This window comes from Marinimicrobium agarilyticum DSM 16975 (assembly GCF_000423345.1).
GTDB lineage: Bacteria > Pseudomonadota > Gammaproteobacteria > Pseudomonadales > Cellvibrionaceae > Marinimicrobium > Marinimicrobium agarilyticum.
Genome location: NZ_KE384008.1, coordinates 623567 through 642990 on the forward strand (window position 1 = coordinate 623567; position 19424 = coordinate 642990).

19 protein-coding genes are annotated in these 19424 nt (G+C 59.4%); 2 read left to right on the forward strand and 17 right to left on the reverse strand.

The window, feature by feature from the left end; translation table 11 throughout:
* Nucleotides 1-75 precede the first annotated feature (75 nt).
* The gene (fliK, locus tag G547_RS0118700; protein WP_027331134.1) at nucleotides 76-1551 is read left to right on the forward strand and encodes a flagellar hook-length control protein FliK; all 1476 of its coding nucleotides are present in this window, start codon (nucleotides 76-78) and stop codon (nucleotides 1549-1551) included.
* Nucleotides 1548-1868 carry an EscU/YscU/HrcU family type III secretion system export apparatus switch protein gene (locus tag G547_RS22295; protein ID WP_036189374.1) on the forward strand — a complete coding sequence of 107 codons (321 nt, stop codon included), beginning with the start codon at nucleotides 1548-1550 and terminating at the stop codon, nucleotides 1866-1868. Before fliK ends, G547_RS22295 begins: the two co-directional genes overlap by 4 nt.
* On the opposite strand, the gene G547_RS0118710 is transcribed toward G547_RS22295, so the two are convergent.
* The 17 genes from G547_RS0118710 to G547_RS0118790 form a co-directional block, all read right to left on the reverse strand.
* Nucleotides 1853-2575 carry a hypothetical protein gene (locus G547_RS0118710; RefSeq protein ID WP_027331135.1) on the reverse strand — a complete coding sequence of 241 codons (723 nt, stop codon included), beginning with the start codon at nucleotides 2573-2575 and terminating at the stop codon, nucleotides 1853-1855. The two genes, G547_RS22295 and G547_RS0118710, sit on opposite strands and share 16 nt — an antisense overlap.
* Nucleotides 2551-3084 carry a DUF2878 domain-containing protein gene (locus G547_RS22300; RefSeq protein WP_051235725.1) on the reverse strand — a complete coding sequence of 178 codons (534 nt, stop codon included), beginning with the start codon at nucleotides 3082-3084 and terminating at the stop codon, nucleotides 2551-2553. The genes G547_RS0118710 and G547_RS22300 overlap by 25 nt, the downstream gene beginning before the upstream one ends.
* Complete coding sequence (locus tag G547_RS0118720; protein ID WP_084646218.1) at nucleotides 3081-4355, reverse strand: class I SAM-dependent methyltransferase; 1275 nt, start codon at nucleotides 4353-4355, stop codon at nucleotides 3081-3083. Before G547_RS0118720 ends, G547_RS22300 begins: the two co-directional genes overlap by 4 nt.
* A 2-nt stretch (nucleotides 4356-4357) precedes the next feature.
* Nucleotides 4358-5146 carry a DUF1365 domain-containing protein gene (locus G547_RS22305; RefSeq protein ID WP_051235726.1) on the reverse strand — a complete coding sequence of 263 codons (789 nt, stop codon included), beginning with the start codon at nucleotides 5144-5146 and terminating at the stop codon, nucleotides 4358-4360.
* A complete protein-coding gene (locus tag G547_RS0118730; protein ID WP_027331137.1) occupies nucleotides 5146-6423 on the reverse strand; it encodes an NAD(P)/FAD-dependent oxidoreductase in 1278 nt (425 codons plus the stop codon). The genes G547_RS22305 and G547_RS0118730 overlap by 1 nt, the downstream gene beginning before the upstream one ends.
* Nucleotides 6420-7175, reverse strand: coding sequence for an SDR family NAD(P)-dependent oxidoreductase (locus tag G547_RS0118735; protein ID WP_027331138.1), 756 nt, complete (start codon nucleotides 7173-7175; stop codon nucleotides 6420-6422). Before G547_RS0118735 ends, G547_RS0118730 begins: the two co-directional genes overlap by 4 nt.
* Nucleotides 7176-7185: 10 nt before the next feature.
* Nucleotides 7186-8628, reverse strand: coding sequence for a deoxyribodipyrimidine photo-lyase (phrB, locus tag G547_RS22310; protein ID WP_051235727.1), 1443 nt, complete (start codon nucleotides 8626-8628; stop codon nucleotides 7186-7188).
* The gene (locus G547_RS0118745; protein WP_036189376.1) at nucleotides 8628-9065 is read right to left on the reverse strand and encodes a nuclear transport factor 2 family protein; all 438 of its coding nucleotides are present in this window, start codon (nucleotides 9063-9065) and stop codon (nucleotides 8628-8630) included. The genes phrB and G547_RS0118745 overlap by 1 nt, the downstream gene beginning before the upstream one ends.
* Entirely contained in the window at nucleotides 9065-10003 is a 939-nt protein-coding gene (locus G547_RS23980; RefSeq protein ID WP_051235728.1) for a MerR family transcriptional regulator, read from the reverse strand. The genes G547_RS0118745 and G547_RS23980 overlap by 1 nt, the downstream gene beginning before the upstream one ends.
* 4 nt (nucleotides 10004-10007) lie before the next feature.
* The gene (locus G547_RS0118755; RefSeq protein ID WP_027331140.1) at nucleotides 10008-10973 is read right to left on the reverse strand and encodes a YbgA family protein; all 966 of its coding nucleotides are present in this window, start codon (nucleotides 10971-10973) and stop codon (nucleotides 10008-10010) included.
* A gap of 760 nt (nucleotides 10974-11733) precedes the next feature.
* On the reverse strand, nucleotides 11734-12708 hold the full coding sequence (gene cysB, locus G547_RS0118760) for an HTH-type transcriptional regulator CysB (RefSeq protein WP_027331141.1): 975 nt from the start codon (nucleotides 12706-12708) through the stop codon (nucleotides 11734-11736).
* 245 nt (nucleotides 12709-12953) lie between these two features.
* Nucleotides 12954-13859, reverse strand: a complete 906-nt coding sequence (locus tag G547_RS0118765; protein WP_027331142.1) for a 5'-nucleotidase — start codon at nucleotides 13857-13859, stop codon at nucleotides 12954-12956.
* A gap of 29 nt (nucleotides 13860-13888) precedes the next feature.
* Nucleotides 13889-14869, reverse strand: coding sequence for a quinone oxidoreductase family protein (locus tag G547_RS0118770; protein ID WP_027331143.1), 981 nt, complete (start codon nucleotides 14867-14869; stop codon nucleotides 13889-13891).
* Nucleotides 14862-16484 carry a BCCT family transporter gene (locus tag G547_RS0118775; protein ID WP_027331144.1) on the reverse strand — a complete coding sequence of 541 codons (1623 nt, stop codon included), beginning with the start codon at nucleotides 16482-16484 and terminating at the stop codon, nucleotides 14862-14864. Before G547_RS0118775 ends, G547_RS0118770 begins: the two co-directional genes overlap by 8 nt.
* A gap of 90 nt (nucleotides 16485-16574) precedes the next feature.
* Nucleotides 16575-17465, reverse strand: a complete 891-nt coding sequence (locus tag G547_RS0118780) for a TPR end-of-group domain-containing protein (protein WP_084646224.1) — start codon at nucleotides 17463-17465, stop codon at nucleotides 16575-16577.
* Complete coding sequence (locus tag G547_RS0118785; RefSeq protein ID WP_027331146.1) at nucleotides 17453-18889, reverse strand: aspartate kinase; 1437 nt, start codon at nucleotides 18887-18889, stop codon at nucleotides 17453-17455. Before G547_RS0118785 ends, G547_RS0118780 begins: the two co-directional genes overlap by 13 nt.
* Nucleotides 18890-18988: 99 nt before the next feature.
* Complete coding sequence (locus G547_RS0118790; protein ID WP_027331147.1) at nucleotides 18989-19387, reverse strand: ectoine synthase; 399 nt, start codon at nucleotides 19385-19387, stop codon at nucleotides 18989-18991.
* Between the last annotated feature and the right edge of the window lie 37 nt (nucleotides 19388-19424).

The following is a 19424-nucleotide window of genomic DNA, read 5'->3' on the forward strand; positions in this document are numbered from 1 at the left end:
ACCTCTCACAATGAACGGTGCCACAATGCCAACTCCCACAGGTCACTCCCGCAACCCAGAGCCCGGGCAAACATCATGGTGAACAAACTCCCCGAGGGCCGACTGCCCCTGACATTGCCCACCGAGACTCCGGCCGGCCAACGCCCGGCCGCACCCCAGGGGCTGATGCAAATCTTGGCTCAACAACTGGGACGCACGCCTCAAGCGGCCACCACCGCCGAGGTGCAGACGGTGACCAGCGTCAACATCGAGCAACGCCAACAGTTGATCAACCGGCTGGTGGACACTCTGCTGCAATGGCAGAGCCGACCCGACAGCGCCCAAAAGACCGAGCAACTGGCCCGCCTGGCGGACGAACGGGCACTACTCAACTCTCCCCTACTCAAACTGGTCCGCCTGATGGTACGCCAGGAATCGGTGGTCACTTATACCGACCAGCCCCTTAAACCGGGCCAGCGGGTGCCGATGTACTTGGCCGAGGGCCGCCTCTGGCAGCTCGATGCGAAGCCCCAAACCGGCACGGAAACCCGGCAAACCCTGAGCGAGCCGGTCCGTCAGGCGTTGCTTGAAACCCTGCGACGCGCCCTGCCTTTGAAGGACCAACCGGACTTGACCCCACAGCTGCCCAAGATACAGAGCCTCACTTACATGCAGCAACGGCAGTTGCTATCCCCTACCCTGCAACAGGCGCTGCGTCAGGTCGCGCAGCAGATTCGCCACCCGCTTCAACTCGCCCAACCCAAAGCCCTGCGCCAATCCGTGGAAAACAGCGGCGTGCAACTGGAACAAAAACTGATGCGGGCCCTGCAGGAGCAGAAAGCCACCACCGAAGGACAGGCGCCTCGCCCGGAAGCAACCCGCGGGGAAACCATTGCCCGGACCCTTGCCAACGACTGGAAAGGCGCGCTGCTCAAGGTGTTGAGTTCCACGCGAACCGAACTGGGCCGCTTGGGACAGAGCCCGGAATTCCAGCGCCCCTCGGAGCTCAATCTGACCCAGTTGCTTCAGCAACTCTCCGCACGCCCCGCCCCTGAACTGGCGGATCGGTCCTTGCGCACCCAGTTGCTGCAAATGGTGCATCAACTCACCCTGAACAGTCTGGCCCGGGTTCAGTTCCAGCAGAGTCAGGGGCTCGCCCAGCAGTTCGCCCCCGCCGATGCCGGCCAACCAGTACAGACCTGGACCATGGATATCCCCCTGCGCTTCGGCCAGGACGTACTGCCATTGATGTTGAGATTCGAGCCCGAGGCGGGCCAGGACGAAGCCGGTCAGCGCTCCGGTAAAATTCGCCAGTGGCAGGTGCAACTGAGCTTTGAGCTACCCGAAGCGGGTCACTTTTACGCCCAGATCACCGTGCGCGAGCAACAGGTCGCCACCCGCCTCTGGGCCGAGCAGCCGCAGACGGCCGATACCATTCGCACACGCCTGAATGATCTCCAGCACCGGCTGGAAAAGGAAGGCATCGAGGTGACCAAGCTGGAATGCCACACCGGCACGCCGCCGAGGCCGATGACCGACATTCACTACTCACTCGTGGACATCACCACATGAAAGCCGAAGACTTTACCCGGGACGAACTGGAAAAAGCGGTCGCGCTGTTTTACGACGGCCGCAACGCGCCCCATGTCAGCGCCAAGGGCCAGGGCGACGTGGCCCGGGAAATCATGGCCATCGCTGAGGCGGAAGGTGTGCCGCTGTGCGACAACCGTGAGTTGGTGGAACTACTGGTGACTCTGGAGCTCGGCGACGAAATTCCCGAAAGCCTTTACATTGCCGTCGCTCACATCATCGCCTTTGCCTACGAACTCCAGGGCAAGAAACCGGAGGGTTTTGGGCCCTCCAGAGACGAGGGTCAATCCGAGGGGTAGTGGTAGCGAATTTCCACGTCGCGCCCTTCCCCGTTTTCGTCGGGAATATTGGAGCGGCCGCGAAAGACCATCAGGCGTTTACCGTCTTTGGCGTAGGCCAGATAAAGGTCGTCGGCAAACAACGACAGGAGCGCACTGTCCACCCGGATTCGAAAATACACCCAGTCGCTTTTCTTGTGGTGCAGCGGCGAATCGTCTGCCCGTATTTGCTCCGCACGCAGCTTGACGTTAGTCAGCCGATTGGGAAAGGCGAAATGAAAGGTCACCCGATCGCCCGCAAGCAATGAGTCCCAGGACTGCTGAATAAACGGATCAAAGCCCGCGTCGATAACCTGAGGCACTTTCACCGTCACCGTTTCCGTTTCAGGCGACGAAATGTCCCCACGCTTTAACGTGATCCGATCATCCGAAGACCACTCCGCCGCCCAGAGCCGGTCGAGACGATGATCTTCCAGCCGGTAGGACGGGTGAATATCGCCCCGGGAATAATCCAGGGTTTTGAGCGCAATACGCTCCTCTTCGACGTCGACGTAATGCACTTCCGCCCGCCCCTCTTGTGTTCGCGGGGTGTAACGCTCCTCATAAACGGGACTTTGCCAGTTACCGAGCGCGTAGGCTTTGCCGGTGACCCGGTAATCCGAGGCCATCGCAGGCACGGACAATAGCAGGCTCGCAAGCGCGCCTAAACTGACGGTTCTGCTGAACATACACGCTCTCCTTTAAGCACCAACCACCGGTGCAATGGCAGCAACCAGCACCAGATGGCCATCATTATCAAAAAGCCCTGTACCACCGGCACGCCCCACTCGGCGCCGGACAGTTGGATTCCGCCCAGGTACGCCATGGGCCCGCCAATCGCACCCAGTGCCGCGATCAACCAGGGCCGCTCATAGACCAGCTTGAGAGGATGGTGCAGCGTCAACGCCATAATCACCCAGAGGCAGGTCAGCCACGCCGGCGCCAAACCGGACTGGGAAATTGCGCCAAAATCCAACACCCCTAAATAACCCAACAGGTTATCGTGCGCCACACCCATCGGGAGTGCGACGCAAATCGACAGCCAGTCCCGGGGATGAACCGGTGCGAAGCGAAAATGCAACACCACGAATAAAAAGGTAAACACGATGCCCGGGACGTTCCCCGCCATCACGCAGACAAACCACCCCACCTGAGAAGCGACCGCGTTGATCAACCAATAGTGCTTGCGCCAGTTCATACCCCCCCCATATCCGGACGGTATTTGGGCCGGGCCATCAACAGCTGGGCCGTCCCGATGCTACGCTCCAGAAAACCGCCCTCGCAATAACACAGGTAGTAGCGCCACATCCGGATGAAACGCTCGTCAAAATTCATGGCGCGAACCCGGTCCAACTGGTTTTCAAAGGCCGCTCGCCAGTCGCGCAAGGTGCGCGCATAATGCTGGCCGATATCCTCCAGGTGCAACAGGTTCATGTCAGTGGCGCGGTGCATCAGGTCCGTCATCAGCGAGACCGAGGGCAACGAGCCGCCGGGGAAAATGTAACGCTGAATAAAATCCACCTGTTTGCGCGATTTCTCGTAGCGTTGATCACTGATGGTAATACCCTGTAGCAACATCAGGCCATCCTCGGTCAATAGACGCGAGCAACGCTCGAAATATTCCCGGAAATGTTCGTGGCCCACGGCCTCGATCATTTCTACCGACACCAGCTTGTTGTACTGGCCGGTCAGGTCGCGGTAGTCATCAAACAGTACCGTGACCTGCGCCTCCAGACCCGCGGCGCGAACGGCTTGCGTGGCATGCTCCCACTGGGCGCGGGAAATCGTCGTGGTGGTAACCCGGCAACCGTAGTGCTGCGCGGCATACATCGAGAGCCCGCCCCAGCCCGTTCCGATTTCGAGCAAGTGATCGCGGGGCGACAATTCAAGCTTGTCGCAAATGCGCTTGAGCTTGTACGCCGCCGCCTCTTCCAGGCTCGCCTCGGGGCTCGGATAGATGGCGGAGGAGTACATCATGCTCGGGTCCAGGAACAGTCGGAAGAAGTCGTTCCCCAGGTCATAGTGCGCCGCGATGTTGCGCCGGGCGCCCTCTTTGGTGTTGCGATTCATCCAGCGGAACGCTTTCAAAAAACTTTTGCCAAGAACGGACTGGCTGGAATTCATCGCATCCAGTGCCGACAGGTTGCGCACGAACAGGCGTGTCACCCGTGTCAGATCGGGCGTAGACCAGTAACCGCTCATATACGCTTCCCCGGCCCCGACGCTGCCGCCGAACGCCACTTCGGCATACGCCATGGGATTGTGCACGTGCAGGTCAGCGACCAGGTCGGCCCGCTCGGCCGGCTGCCCGAACTCATAAAGCTCTTCGCCGTCGTGCAAACGCAGGCAGCCCTGCTCCAGCCGGGCCAACGTCTTCAGGATCAGGCGTTTGGCGAGCGCATGATTCCAGCGCAAACGCGCGGTTCGATGCCCTTTCAGTCGGGCAATGCTGGGGTTGGAATGCGTCACAACTACCTCCTGGGTGACAAGGTGATACGGGTCGTCGATGCTGCCGAGGCCGGCGCCGTCTGGTGTCCAAGAAACGGCACGCGCTTCAGCCAGAGTTTCAGTGCCTGCCAGTAAATGGCCACGGGCACTTTTGCGGTCAGCCAGGGCTGTCGCCAGAGAATGCGATTGAGGTTTTCCGGAGTCCACGACTCCCGCTCCAGGCTCAATGTGGCGTCCATATGACACTGCCGCTCCCGGTAGTTTTCCATATGGACCAGAAGCCGTTCCGTGGGGGCCGTACTGACCCAGCGATAATCCATATCGATGGGATTGAACGGTGAGACCTGGAAGCCCTTGCGAAACATCAAACGGCTCTTTCCCGTTTCCGGATGGCAGGGAATGACATAACAGTGCCGCTCGTTCCAGGGCGTATTGTTCACTTGGGCAAGAATCACACTGGGCCGATCCCGCTCCGGTTCAAAGCAATAGTAAAAACTCACCGGATTGAAGCAGACGCCCCACATCCGCAAGTTGGCCAGCAGGCGTATCGGTCCCGTGGGGCAACTGCCGGTCTGCCGCGTCACTTCACGGCGCACGGCCGCCTTGAGGTCCCCCTGTTCCGGGTGCAGATAATCCTCGCGCCGAAAGCGGCCAAGATTGCGGCGCACACCGGACCAGAAACGGGCACCATCGAACAGCGACGCCAGCTCGTCCAGATCCATATAAAACATCGTGGAGCGATAGCGGAACTCGTGCTCGCGCGGCACAAACCGGCGATGGCGAATCCAGCCCTGATAAATGGCGCTTTCCATCAGAATGCCTCCCCGAGGCACTGGGCCACGCGCAGTCCCGAGACCACACCGTCTTCATGAAAGCCGTTGCGCCAGTAGGCGCCACAGTAGTGGGTGTGATTCACCCCACTGATGTCACTCCAGCGATCCTGAGCGGCAATGCTCTGACGATTGAACACCGGATGACTATAGCGGTACCGGCCGAGAACGTGATCGTCGTCCAACCACTGAGAGGCATTCACACTCACGCAGATGGTTTCCGGGCACTTAAGGCGCTGGAGAATATTCATATTGTAGGTCAGTACCGCCTCGTCTTCCCGGGCCGGATCCAGGCGATAATTCCAACTGGCCCAGGCCTTACGCGCTCTGGGCAGGATGCGGGCATCGGTATGCATCACCACATCGTTGTCCTGGTAGGGAATCGCCGACAGGATATCGTGCTCGCGCGCGGTGGGGTCGGCCAACAGCTTGAGGGCCTGATCGCTATGGCAGGCAAAGATGACTTCGTCAAACGTCTGCTCCCCGAAGCGTTCGGTGAGCACGGTGGCCCCGGTACTGGTCCGACGAACCCGGGTGACCGGGCAATCGGTGTGCACCCGGTCGGCAAACTCCCGAGTGATCGGCTTGAGATAACTGTGAGAGCCGCCTTTGACGGTGTACCACTGCGGTTGGTTGGTGACCGTCAGCAGGCCGTGGTTGTGGAAGAAGCGGATAAAAAACAGGAGCGGCATCTGCGCCGCACCGCTCAATCCCGAAGACCATATGGCGGAAACCATGGGCAGGATATAGTGCCGCTGGAAGAAGTCACTGTAGCCCTGGGCGTCCAGATACTCGCCCAGAGTCTGATTCGGGTCGATCCGGTTCTGTTCGTAAGCACGGGTGCAGTCCCGATTGAACCGCATGATGTCTTTCAACATTTTCCAGTGCGCGGGCCGGAACCAGTTGCGTCGTTGGGCAAACAGCCCCGACAGGCCACTGCCACTGTACTCGTGTCCGTGGTCCGGCTGGGTCACGCTGAACCCCATGTCGGTCACCTGGCTCGGAACACCCAGGTGCGACATCAGGCGGATAAAATTCGGATAGGTCCGGTCATTGAACACAATAAAGCCCGTGTCGACCTGATACGTCGAGCCGGCCACCTCCACCGTCTTGGTTGCCGTATGGCCGCCTATCTGCGGCCCCGCTTCAAAGACCGTGACCTCGTGTCGCTTTGCCAGTACATACGCGGCGGTCAAACCACTGATACCCGAACCAATCACCGCGATTTTTCTGGTTTCGGTCGAACCTGATCTTTTCAATCTCTCACCATCTTTTTCAGTAAACCGGTTTTCCACCCCAAAGGCAGCCAGTTGATCAACCGCATGGTCCACACCAACTGCCAGGGGAACTGCACAATCAGACGCCGCTTTTCCATGCCTTTGGCAATCGCTTTCGCGGCGTCTTCCGCCTCTACAAGAAACGGCATTTCAAAATCGTTCCGGTCGGTCAGCGGCGTTTTCACAAACCCCGGGCGCACCAGGGTAACGTCGATGCCTTCCGGCGCCAGGTCCACCCGCAACGAGTGCATGAAATACTCCATGGCCGCTTTCGAGGCGCCGTAGGCTTCGCTGCGGGTCAGCGGCAAGATTGAGGCCATGCTGCCCACACCCACCACCTGCGCGCGCTTGGGCGAGGCGCGCAACAGGGGCAATGCCAGCTCGACCGTGTTCGCCGAACCGATCACATTGATGTTCATCACCGATGCGAACGGTCGGGCATCGAACGACTTGATATCGATGTACTCGCAGGTGCCGGCATTGATGACCACGGTGTCCAGGTAGCCATTGATTTCCCGCAGCCCCGTCGCCGCTTTTTCAACCGATTCCCGCTGGGTCAGATCCACGGCCAGAGGGTAACAACTGCCCGGAAAATCCCCGGCCAACGCCGCCAGTTTGTCTTCCGAGCGGGCAGAGACAATCACCTTGTGGCCATCCTCCAGCATTCGACGGGCCAGCGCTTCCCCGATGCCCGTGGAAGCGCCGGTCACCCATATCCAACGCGGTTCGCTCATTGCATTCTCCTCACGACTCACTGGCCTTTTCTGGTTCGCGATGCCCATGCAGCGCCTTGAACAGCGCGATGGTCTCTTTGCGGCTGGCCTTCAGGTCAACCATCGGCCGGGGGTATCCCGGCGTCGGCGGCGGATCGTGAATCGCCTTGCCGGGAACCTTTGCCAGCTCTTGCACGTATTTACGGATAAAACGGCCTTCGGGATCAAAGCGCTCCGACTGGGTCACCGGATTAAAAATGCGAAAGTAAGGCGCCGCGTCGGTCCCGGTGGAGGCACTCCACTGCCAGCCGCCGTTGTTGGCCGCGAAATCCCCATCGACCAGCTGGGACATGAACCAGGACTCCCCCATGCGCCAGTCGATTCGCAGGTTCTTGGTCAGGAACATGGCCACCACCATCCGCAGGCGATTGTGCATCCAGCCGGTTTGCGCGAGCTGGCGCATGGCCGCATCGACAATCGGTATGCCGGTCTCACCGCGCCGCCAGCGATTGAAGTCCGCCTCGTCCCAACGCCAGGGGAAACCTTCAGTATAGGACTGCAGGGGCTTGCGCTTGCAGACCTGAGGGAAGTCCACCGTGACGTGCTGATAAAAGTCACGCCAGACCAGCTCACCAATCCAGGTATGAATGCCTTCGTTGCCACCGTCCCAACGACCCTCGTTGGCGCTCAGCGCCGCATTCAGGCACTGGCGCGGCGAGAGCGTACCCACGGCCAAATACGGCGACAGCTCGGAGGTACCGGGCTCGGCGGGAAAATCCCGCATCGCCTTGTAGTCCCGGATCGCGCCATCACAAAACTCACTCAAGCGGGCCAGCGCCTGTTCCTCACCCGCTGGCCAAAGGTCGGCGAGGTCCCTGAGGGCGAGCCGTTGAAACAACTGCTCCAGACTCAACCCTCGGCTATTCAGAGCACCCAGGCCCTCAGGCTGCTCGGGCGGCAACCCGTGGGGTGCCATGGGAAGCCGACTGGCCAGTTGCAGCCAACGGCGCTTGAAGGCGGTAAAGACCTGATAGGGCTCGCCCTGGCCGTTACGTACCTCACCCGGCGGCAGAATCACCCGGTCGTGGAAGCGCTTGAAGTGCAACCCCGCCGCGCGAAATGCGTCGGCAACCCGACGGTCCCGGTTGAGCTCGTCAATCGGGTATTCGGCGTTGAAATACAGCCGGTCGCAGTTTTCATGGCGCGCGAGATCCGTCAGTCGGCCAGGAATTTCGCCCGCCTCCCGCACGCGCAGCAGAATCAGGGGAATGCCCCGCTCCGCCAGGTCCCGCTCGAGAATCGCCAGGTGCCGCCGGATAAAGTCCAGGCGCGCGGGGCCCGTCTCGTGCTGTTCCACAAAGCGCTCGCACAACACATAAACCGCAACAACGCCCTGGCGCTCTTCCGCCGCGTGGAAGAGCGCGGGGTTATCGCGCAGGCGCAAATCATTGCGCAGCCAAACCAATGCTCGCATTAACCCAATCTCGCTTTGAGCTTACGAATAACAAACCCGAGCACCGGAACATGTTCGTAAAGCATCGCCCCGGCGTCGAAGTAATCCCGGTGATAGGTCACCCGGTCAGTGAATTTCAGATGGCTGCTGCCAGCCAGCTTCAGGGGAGCGCCCCCTCTGAGCTTGCGGTGGCGGTAGTGCATGGTCCAGAACAACACCGCCTGCCCTCCCTGCCCTGCGTCGGATTCGGTCACCACGTCGGCGAATTCGAATCGGCATTCGTCCAGGCCCTCAACCAGCCCGGCGAAATAGCGGCGCAAGGCCGGCAGGCCTTCCACGCGATGCAGGGGATCTTCAAACACAACCTCATTGCTGTAGATCTGATCCAGCGCATCAACCAGGGCCGGGTCGAAACGCTCATAAAGCGTCTGCACCCGATGTAACAGGGGGTGTTCCATTAGGGGGTTACTCCCGATTCGGTCAAATCAGGACTTCCGGTCTCGCGCCCAAGGCGTTTCGCCACCTCTAGCAGAATGTCACCTTGAGTCTGCCCCACGCAGTGCGGCTCAAGCACCGGATCGCTCAGCGCGATCTGACGCCCGGCGAGCCACACCGGCAATTGCAGCTGATGACTGAGCTCGCGTTGCTGCTGCGCCAGATCAGCCACGGGAGCCCCATCGGAAAACAGCAGAAGGGCGTCCGAGCCGAGCTGTTCCACCGCGTAAACACATTCTGATTGAGGGATGGGCCCGAAGAAGTCCACTCGGACGCTGTTTACGCCCAGGCAGTACGCGAGGATCACCGGCGTCACCGAATCGGGCGCCCGGCCCGTGTCCACCAGCAGCAAGCGCGGCGCCCGGCGACCCACCGTCTGCCGATAGCGCGCCGAGGCAAAGTAACCAGCCAGGCTACTTTCCAGAAACGCCAGGCGGGTCGCCGCTCCAAAGGGCGGGCGACGATGCTGGGCGGTACGGTACTCACTCAGCAGTGGCTCCAGGCACTGATCCACCAATACCGCTGGTGGGTACAGCGACGTCAGCTCGGCCAGTTTGCGCTCAAACTTCGGTCTGTTCAGTGCGTTCACGGCTTTGATGATTTCCTGGTGATGTGACTCCCAAGGGCCGGAAATCGCTTCGGGCCCGGCCGCACCGTCGGACGACTCTTCAAGCAGCGCCCTCACCTGCCCGACCGCCACGCCCCGGGCCAGCCACTGCTGAATCAGACCGATCCGTTCGATGTCCTCCGGGCGATAAAGGCGATGGCCCTTTTCCGTGCGCAAGGGCTTGATGAGCCCATAGCGCCGCTCCCAGGCCCTCAGGGTCACGCTATTGACCCCCGTTTGCTCTGAAACGGTCCGGATCGGTACGGCGTCCTGGGGAATACTGTTATCGGTCATGGCGTCAGTCCATGCTCACGTTACGCAGCCCAAGCTTTTCGGGATGCGGGGACCAGAAGGTCTGTTGTTGCAGGTAGGGGTTATCCACCTTACGCAAGTAATGCTTGAGCAGTGTCAGGGGCACGACCAGAGGCACCTCCCCGCAGCGATAGGACTCAATCACCTCAGACAGTTCGCTCTGCTCGTCGTGGTCCAGCAAGTCCCGCAGATAGCCGCGCAAGTGCATCATGGTATTGGTGTTGCCCTTGCGCGAGGCCTTGTGGCGCAGGGCATCCATGAACGTCTCCAGAAACTCCCGGCAAAGCTCGTGAATATCCCGCTTACCCGCCTGGGCCACCAGGGGGCCGAGCGCCTTGTAGCCGGGCACGTGGTGAGCCATGACCTGGTACTTGTACCGGGAATAGAAATCCACCAATTTGGCCGGGGTAGGATCGGACTCGACCGAGTCTTTCCAGTCCTTGTAGGCGAAAACGCGCTCAATGAAGTTGTCCCGAAGCCCGGCGTCGGTCAGCCGGCCGGCTTCCTCGACGGGCAGCAGCGGATGGAGCTCCAGCAGTCGCTGGGCAAAGGCCCCCACGCCGTCGCTGTCCAGGGGGTAGCCGTTCTCGCCGTAGCGCTTCATGCGAAAGGCGCCACAGCTGGGGGAGTTCTGCATGAGGACGTAGCCGCAGATCTCAGGCATCCGGTCGAGGGCGCTGTCGGCTTCGGCGGCGAGCGCTTCGGTGACGTCGAGGCTATCGTTATCCACGCCCCGGACCCGGGTGCCTTTGTCAGTGGCAACGAGGCGGATGGGTTTGCGGGGAATACCGAGGCCGATGAGCACTTCGGGGCACACGGGCCGGTAGTCGAAGTACTGGCTCATGATGTCGGTGAGAAAGCGGTTGCGTTTGTGGCCCCCGTCAAACCGCACGGGCTCTCCGAGCAGGCATTCGCTGATTCCGACGGGGATTTTTTCATCTGTGGTGGCCATGAGGACATCTTGTACAACTTCTTGAGTGTTGTATAAGTTATAGGCCATTATTCTGTACAACGCAAGTGGATTTGTATAAGTTTTTTTAGTGCGGAGGCTATTGAACAGTCCCGCGAGAAGGTGGGTGTACCGGTTGAAGACCCGCCGTGAACCCATCCCTGGGGGCTTCTCATCGGCATCCATGCCGCGGCTTTGGCTCCTGCGTCGCTCTAGCACCTACATCCATGTAGGCGTCAGAGAGTCTTCAACCGGTACACCCACCTTCTCGCCTCAGTGCCAGATTCACGTATTTGGGCCCGTAGGGCGTATAAGCCGAAGGCGCATCCGCCATTTCCCATCCATAAATAGCCCGTCACAGGTAGGGCCATCAACGAACAAAGCGTACAAATGCGGTTGGTGTGGTGGAGAGTGATTTTGGTAGGTGGCGGGCTCACGCCCTTACCTACCCTACGCGGAAACACAAAATTTCAGACGCTTTCGTGGGTGATTTGGCTTCAGAGGCGGATGCGGGGTATGACCATCGGAGACTCTCTGACGCCTACATGGATGTAGGTGCTAGAGCGACGCAGGAGCCAAAGCCGCGGCATGGATGCCGATGAGAAGCCCCCATGGATGGGTTCACGGCGGGTCTCCGATGGTCATACCCCGTAGCCGCCGGACTAAACGTTAAACATGACGCCTTAATGGAGAAAATCAGCAGAGAAAAACAAAAAACCCGGCGCTGAAGGCCGGGTTTTTAGGGGGCTGGTTCGTCCAAACTCTAGTAAGACGGCAGCTCGACGTGTTCGAAGAGTTCTTCCAACTCCGCTCGGGAGTGACGGTTGTACGCCTCGTCGATAATATCGCGGGTCAGGTGAGGCGCGAAACGCTCGATGAAATCGTACATAAAACCGCGCAAGAAGGTACCGCGGCGGAAACCGATCTTCGTCACGCTCGACTCAAACAAATGACTCGCATCCAACGCCACCAAATCCGAATCCAGACGCTCATCCACCGCCATCTTCGCCACAATACCAATGCCCAGACCCAGACGGACATACGTCTTGATCACATCCGCATCCGCCGCCGTGAACACCACCTTCGGCGCCAGGCCGCGGTTCATAAACGCCTCATCCAACTTCGACCGACCAGTGAAACCAAACACATACGTCACAATCGGATACTTCGCCACCGACTCCAGCGTCAACGGCTGAACCTGAGCCAACGGATGCTCACGGGGCACCACAATGCAACGGTTCCAACGGTAGCAGGGCATCATCACCAGGTCGCTGAACAGCTCCATCGCCTCCGTCGCGATCGCAAAATCCACCGTACCGTCCGCCGCCATTTCCGAAATCTGCATCGGCGTCCCCTGATGCATGTGCAGGGACACATCCGGATACTGCTTGATAAAGGACTGAATCACCGGCGGCAAGGCATAGCGTGCCTGGGTGTGAGTGGTGGCGATGGACAAGCTGCCCTTGCGCTCGTTACTGAACTCCTGGGCCACCTGCTTGATACTGTCGACCTTGCGCAGGATCTCGCCGGCGGTTTTCAGAATGGCCTCGCCGGCCGGAGTGATGCGGGTCAGATGCTTGCCGCTGCGCGAGAAAATCTCCACGCCCAACTCGTCTTCGAGTAAACGGATCTGCTTACTGATACCCGGCTGGGAGGTATACAGGCTCTGAGCTGTCGCAGACACATTCAGGTCGTGGTGCGCCACTTCCCAGATATAACGCAGTTGTTGCAGCTTCATAGTGCCCCCTTTTTGTCCTTCGTAATCCCCTCCGTAGGCCTCCATTGGGTCTCGCCTGTCACCCTGAGGGTTGACCGTTGGCTCGCGCCGAGGGTGTCCGATAATCTGAAGGACGGTGTTATAAAAAGTTAACTAATTATTCTTTTGTAGAATAGAACCTTACCGGGCAAATTGCCAGCCCTGTCGATCAAATTTTAGCCCGTGCTATAACTTTAGACTATATAGACGCTCGATCCAACCACCCGTTATGAGGCTTGGTTCGCAACACCGTGAGGGACATGGCCGCTGGCGACATGCTCGCTGGCGGAATCAATGTGTTGTTGCTGATCGTCGAAAAAGACATCGGCTCCATAGGCTTTCAGAAACTCGCCCTTGGGCAGGCCACCCAGGAACAGGGACTCATCAATCCGGACATTCCAGGCCCGCAGCGTGCGGATGACCCGCTCGTGGGCCGGGGCCGAACGTGCCGTGACCAGAGCGGTCCGGATGGGACAACGACTTTCGGTGAATTCGCTTTGCAGGCCCTGAAGCGCCGACAGGAACGCCTTGAAGGGTCCGCCGCTGAGCGGGGTTTTGGCCGAGGCTTTTTCGCTCTCGGTAAAGGCACTGAGGCCCTGGCTCTTGAACACCTGTTCGGCCTCGTCGGAGAACAGCACGGCATCGCCATCGAAAGCAAACCGCAGCTCTTCCTCGTCTTCGGATTTGTTCTTCGCCGCCACCAGCGTGGCCGCCGCGACTCCCTGATTCAGGGCCTGACGCACATCCTCCCCATCGGTGGAAAGGAACAGGTGGCAACCGAAGGCGCTGGTGTATCGGTAGGGACTGCTGCCGCTGCAAAAGGCCGCCCGGGTAATGTTGAGCCCGTAGTGCTCGATGGAGTTGAACACCCGCAGGCCAGTGTCCGCGCTGTTGCGCGAGAGCAGGATCACCTCCACCCGCGGGTCCCCACCCAGGCTTTCGTTCAGGTGAAGCAGTTTCTGCACCATGGGAAAGGCATCGCCGGGCTTGAGGGGCTCATCCTCGCGCTCGATCTGATAGTCGGCGTAGGCGGCCAGACCCTCTTTTTCAAACACCTGATGACTCTCGTCCAGGTTGAACAGAGCGCGGGAGGAAATGGCAATGACCAGTTTGTTGCCGAAGCCTTTGGGCATAGAAAGGGTTCCAGTGTGTGTGCGGCTCGCTAGGGAATGATCACGCTGGCACCGGTGGTCTGGCGCGCCGCCAGATCTCGGTGAGCCTGGGGGACTTCCTCCAACGAGTAGCGCTGATTGATATCCACTTTTACCGCACCGGAGGTCACGGCGTCAAACCACAAGCCAGCCAGTTCCTCCAGCGACTCCCGGCTTGCGCTGTAGTGGCCGAGGGTCGGACGGGTAAAGAACAGCGAGCCCTTCTGGGCCAATAGCAAGGGGCTGAAATCCGGCACGGCGCCGGAGGCGTTGCCGAAGCTCACCATGAGACCCAGCGGCGCCAGGCAGTCGAGGGAGAGCTCGAAGGTATCCTTGCCCACCGAATCGTAAACCACGGGAACGCCCTTGCCCTCGGTCAGGGTTTTGAGCCGTTCCACCACGTTTTCTTCGCGGTAAAGAATCACCTCGTCACACCCACGCTCCCGGGCCAGATCGGCTTTGGCGCGCGAACCGGCCGTACCGATGACCCGCGCGCCCAAACGCCTGGCCCACTGGCAGGCCAGCAGCCCTACCCCGCCCGCCGCGGCGTGCCACAACAGGGTTTCACCGGCTTTTACCTTGTGGGTTTTGTGCAGCAGATAGGCCGCCGTCAGCCCCTTGAGCAGGCTGGCAGCGGCGACTTCGTCACTGAGGGTCTCGGGAATCGGCAGCAGACGATCGGCCGAAACCACGTGAGTGTCCGCATAGGCCCCCGGCGGACCGCTGCAGTACGCCACCCGATCGCCCTCGCAAAGGCCTTTGACATCCGGCCCCAGTTCTTCGACCACACCGGCGGCCTCCAGCCCGATGCCCGTGGGCAGATCCAGCGGGTAGAGACCGCTTCGGTGATAGATATCAATGAAGTTGAGACCGATGGCCCGGTGGCGAACACGCACCTGACCAAACCCCGGTTCCGCCAACGGCTCGTGCTCAAGACTCAGGCTCGATTCATCACCGGGCGCGTGAACCCGGTATACCCGTTGATCACTCATTGCGTTCCTCTTGTTTCGCGCTTGAACCTTTCTCTTCATGAGGTAGCGAACCCATGGGTCCCATGGGGGGTGCCTTGCCCTGCGCCAGCTCCTCCATGGAGTAGCCCAGGTAATCCGCGTGCAGCGCCCGGGTCAGTGAATAGGCCATAAACACCAACAACACACAGAACGGGAAGCCCAGCGCGGTGATCACATTCTGCAGGGCCTGCAGCCCGCCGCCGAGCAGCAGCGTGCCCGCCACCAAACCGAGCAGCAGTGTCCAGAACACCCGCTGCCAGGTCAGCGACGGCTGATCGTCCCGGCGCGACAGCAGGTCCACCACCAGGGCCGCCGAGTCGGCAGAGGTCGTCAGAAAGACCACAATCACGATCACGGCCAGGGTGGAAATCAGCCCCGACCAGGGAAACTGTTCCAGGAAGCTGAACAGCGCCACGGAAACGTCTTCCTGCACCTGACCCGCAATATCGGTCCCGTGGTTCAGGTCCAGGTCAATGGCGGACATACCGAACACCGAGAACCAGACCACGGTAAACAACAGCGGCGCGCCCAGGGCGCCGGCCACAAACTGGCGGATGGTGCGCCCTTTGGAAATGCGGGCGATAAAGATGCCCACATAGGGCGCCCAGGAAATGGTCCAGGCAAAATAGAACACCGTCCAGTGCCGCTGCCAGTTACCCTCGTTGTAGGCCTCGGTCCAGAACGCCAACCAGGGCAGATTATGCAGATAGGCCCCGATGTTCTGCACCGTGCCGGAAACGATAAACAGCGTCGGGCCGGTAACGGCCACAAACAACAGAATCACCAGCGCGATTATGATATTGAATTCGGACAGTCGCTTGATCCCCTTGTCGAGGCCCAACGCAACGGAAATGGAAGCCACCAACGTGATACCCGCCACGATACCCAACTCGGCAATCTGGTTTTTGGGCAGGCCAAACAGGTAATTCATGCCGGTATTGAGCTGCAGGGTCCCGAGCCCCACCGACACCGCGACGCCGAAAAGCGTACCGATCAACGCGACGATATCAATCGCCCAGCCCACCGGGCCGTAAATGCGATCACCCAGTACCGAGTAGAAGACGCTGCTGATACGCATCGGCAGGCCCTGGCGATAGGTAAAGTAACCAATGGCCAGGGCGGGCAAGGTAAAAATCGTCCAGGTGTGAAGGCCGTAATGGTAGAGCGCAATATTCATCGCCAGGCGCGCGGCGTCCTTGGTGCCGCCCTCCACATCTTCCAGAGGCGGGTTGGCGAAGTGGGACATGGGCTCTGCCACGCCCCAGAACATCAGAATGGTGCCGATACCGGCCGCAAACAACATGCAGAACCAGGTGACCGTGCCGTACTCCGGCCCCACACCATCGGGACCGAGGCGAATGTGTCCGTAACGCCCTGCCCCGATCCATATCAGAAACAGGAGCAGGCCGCTGACACTCAGCACATAAAACCAGCCGAAATTGACGAAGGTGAATGCACCCAGCATGTCAAAGAATGCGGCGAACTGGGCGTTGAAGGGGATGGCAAACCCGACAAATAGCACCACGATGCCGACGGCGATGAAAAAGACCTGGGGAATAGCACTCAGGCCCAAGGTACGGGCGAGTTTCTCAAACATGCGTCACTCCGGTTGGTTCGGGTTTCGGATTATTATCCAGCCTGGGACGAGAGAGCGATATTGTCGGATGACGGGGTGGCCGCGGCCACCCTACTCTTCCTCCCGGTTACCGGCCAGTTCCTGGAAGCCTGGCAAGTCGTGCAGCGGGAACAGTGCCGGGTCCTGCATCAGGGACTCCCGGTAACTTTCCGCGCGGTTCAAGGCCTCGGCCAAAAAGTGAATACCTTCCTCGTAGTGGCCCAAAGACGTGTGGGCGCAGGCCAGTTGGTAAAAGGCGTGGGCATTGTCCGAGTCGATCGACAGCGCCTGCTGGCACAAGTTGACGGCCCATTGAGGCTCGCCCAACTCCAGAACCACATCAGCCTTGTAGGTCAGTGCTTCACAATCGTCTGGCTTGATCGTCAGGATCTGATCGTAAATGGCGATTTTGTTGGCGGATGCCTGCTCCTGATTCGCCCGCAACCACAAGGAGTGGATTTCCTGGGTGCGTTCGATTTCCTCCCGGTTGGCATCGATATGCATGCTTTTCTGAGTGATCTGCTTTTCGATGCCCCTCAGCCGCACCTCGTAGGCATTGACCAACTTGCCCACTTCTTCATCGGCCAGGGTACTCATTTTCTCTTTGATGTCGCGCAGCGAATTCCAGCCAAGCAGTACCAGAATAGAACTCACCGCCGCAATCAGGTAGAAAAAATAGGTGACGGTATTGGTCGCGTAAGTCACCCCGCGGTCAACGGAATTGAGTTCCCGATCAACCACTTGTTGGATCAGTTCCGCCCGCTGGTTGGACAGGTCAATACGAAGCTGCTTGAGCTCATCGAGCATGTAGCGTTCGATGAAGGGGCTGTACATCGGCTCTTCGAGCTGGTCGATATCCTCGGCCACACGCTGACGCGCCTCGGCCTCGGGGTCGTCTTGAGCGACCACCGAGACCGAGACACAAAGCAGTAAGAGTGCGGCCAGCCTGGTCAGGCTGCGCATATGGCATCCCCGTGATCGTGCACTTCCACCAGTGCCTTGTGCAGACTTTTCACCGCCTGTTCGTAATCATCCTCATCGATGACGAACTGCATATCCACCTGCCGGATGGACTGGTGAACAGCAAGCACGCTGATGTTGGCCGACGACAACGCCGTCGCGGACTTGGCCAGCATACCAGACACTTTCATGTCACTACCGATGGCCGAGACCACAGCGATCTTGCGCACATCGATTTCCGCATCCGGATACTTTTCTTCCAGGATGTTGCGAATCCGGTTGACCGTTTTCAGGTTACCGGCCACATAGTGAACGATGGTGTTGGCGTTAATGTCCTTGCTGACCACGTGGGCCTTGAAGCGGGAAATCTGGTGCAGAATGCCCGAATCATACTTCTCGATGTTGCCCATCATGTCCTGGTCGAACAGTTCGATGGCGTACAGGCCCTTGCGCCCGGCAATGATTTCCGCACAGGGCTTCTCGCTCACGTAGTCCCCGGTAATCAGGGTACCGGCGTGATCCGGATCAAAGGTGTTCTTCACCCGCAGGGCGATACCACTCTGGCGCAGACCTTTGGCGGCGCGGGGGTGAATGGCTTCCATCCCCAGGTTGGCCAACTGGTCCGCCACGTCGTAGTTGGTGCGGCCGATGGGCACAACCTTGTCGGCTCCGACCAGACGCGGATCCGCGCTGCTCAGGTGGAATTCTTTGTGAATGATCGCCTCACGCGCGCCGGTGATGACCGCGATGCGGCTGAAGGTCATCTCACTGTAGCCACGGTCAAAACTCGCCATCAAACCCTCGGTACAATGGCTGTAGCCAGTCACAATGGGCAGCTCTTTGGCAAAGTCGATGCCGGCAAAGTTCTTCTTGATCATTTCATCCAGCGGCAATGCGCCGTCCGCTTTCCAGCCGGAAAGATCCACAAAGCGGGCATTCACGCCATCGCGCTGCAGCAGTTTTGCCATGTTCCAGGCACTGTGGGCTTCACCGATACTGGCGAGCATTTCCCGGACCGTAAACAGGTGGGCGTCGAGCTCGAAGTGACCGTGCTGACACAGACGCTGCAAGTCCGTCAGGCAACGCTCGGCGTCATCCAGGCGGGCCTCGATGTAAGCGTCGGCCTCTTTGAGCATTTCGGTATCACCAAAATACTCCTTGTTCAGATCGTGAATGCGCTTGCGCACGTCATTGAACCGCTCCATCCATGGATCGTCATCGTTGGTGCTGGCAAACAGGCCATAGACGCCCGGCTGGCCGTTCTTTTTGTTCTCCAGCAACAAATCCGTCAGGCCACCATAAGCGGAGACCACAAAAATCCGGTTGTAGAGATCTTCGTCCTTGCCGTTTTTCAGTACCACATTGTCGCGTACGGCTTCGTACTCACTCATCGATGTGCCGCCGATCTTCTCGACTGTGTGTGACATAAGTCCTCCATTCTGGATGGGTTTGCCCTGGATAAGGTGCCGCCTTATCGAGGGGTGTGGCCTGTTCAATAACGGGCAGGCCACCTCCCGACGGACGACTTAATCCGAAATTTCTTCTGCGTCGAGCTCGTAGGCGCCTTCGGCGTTGTGCTTTTCCTTACCGTGCAACGGTGGGTTAAACACGCAGGCCACCTTCATTTCCTCAATGCCGCGCAGAATGTGCTTGTCGTTCAGGTTCAACGCGTACATGGTGCCGGGCGCGATTTCATACTTTTTACCGTCAGCGAGAGTTTCTACTTCACCGTAGCCGGAGATGCAGTACACGGACTCCAGATGGTTCTGATAGTGCAAGGGCAGCTCGGCACCCCGATAAATCGTCGTGATGTGAAAGGAAAAGCCCATGTTGTCGTTTTTCAACAGCAGGCGCGTGCTGTCAAAGCCTTCCGCTTCAATTTTTCGACCGGACTTTTCAGCTTCTTTAAGGGTGCGAACGATCATAAGTTACTCCGTCTTCAGTTATGTAAAGTCGTCTCGT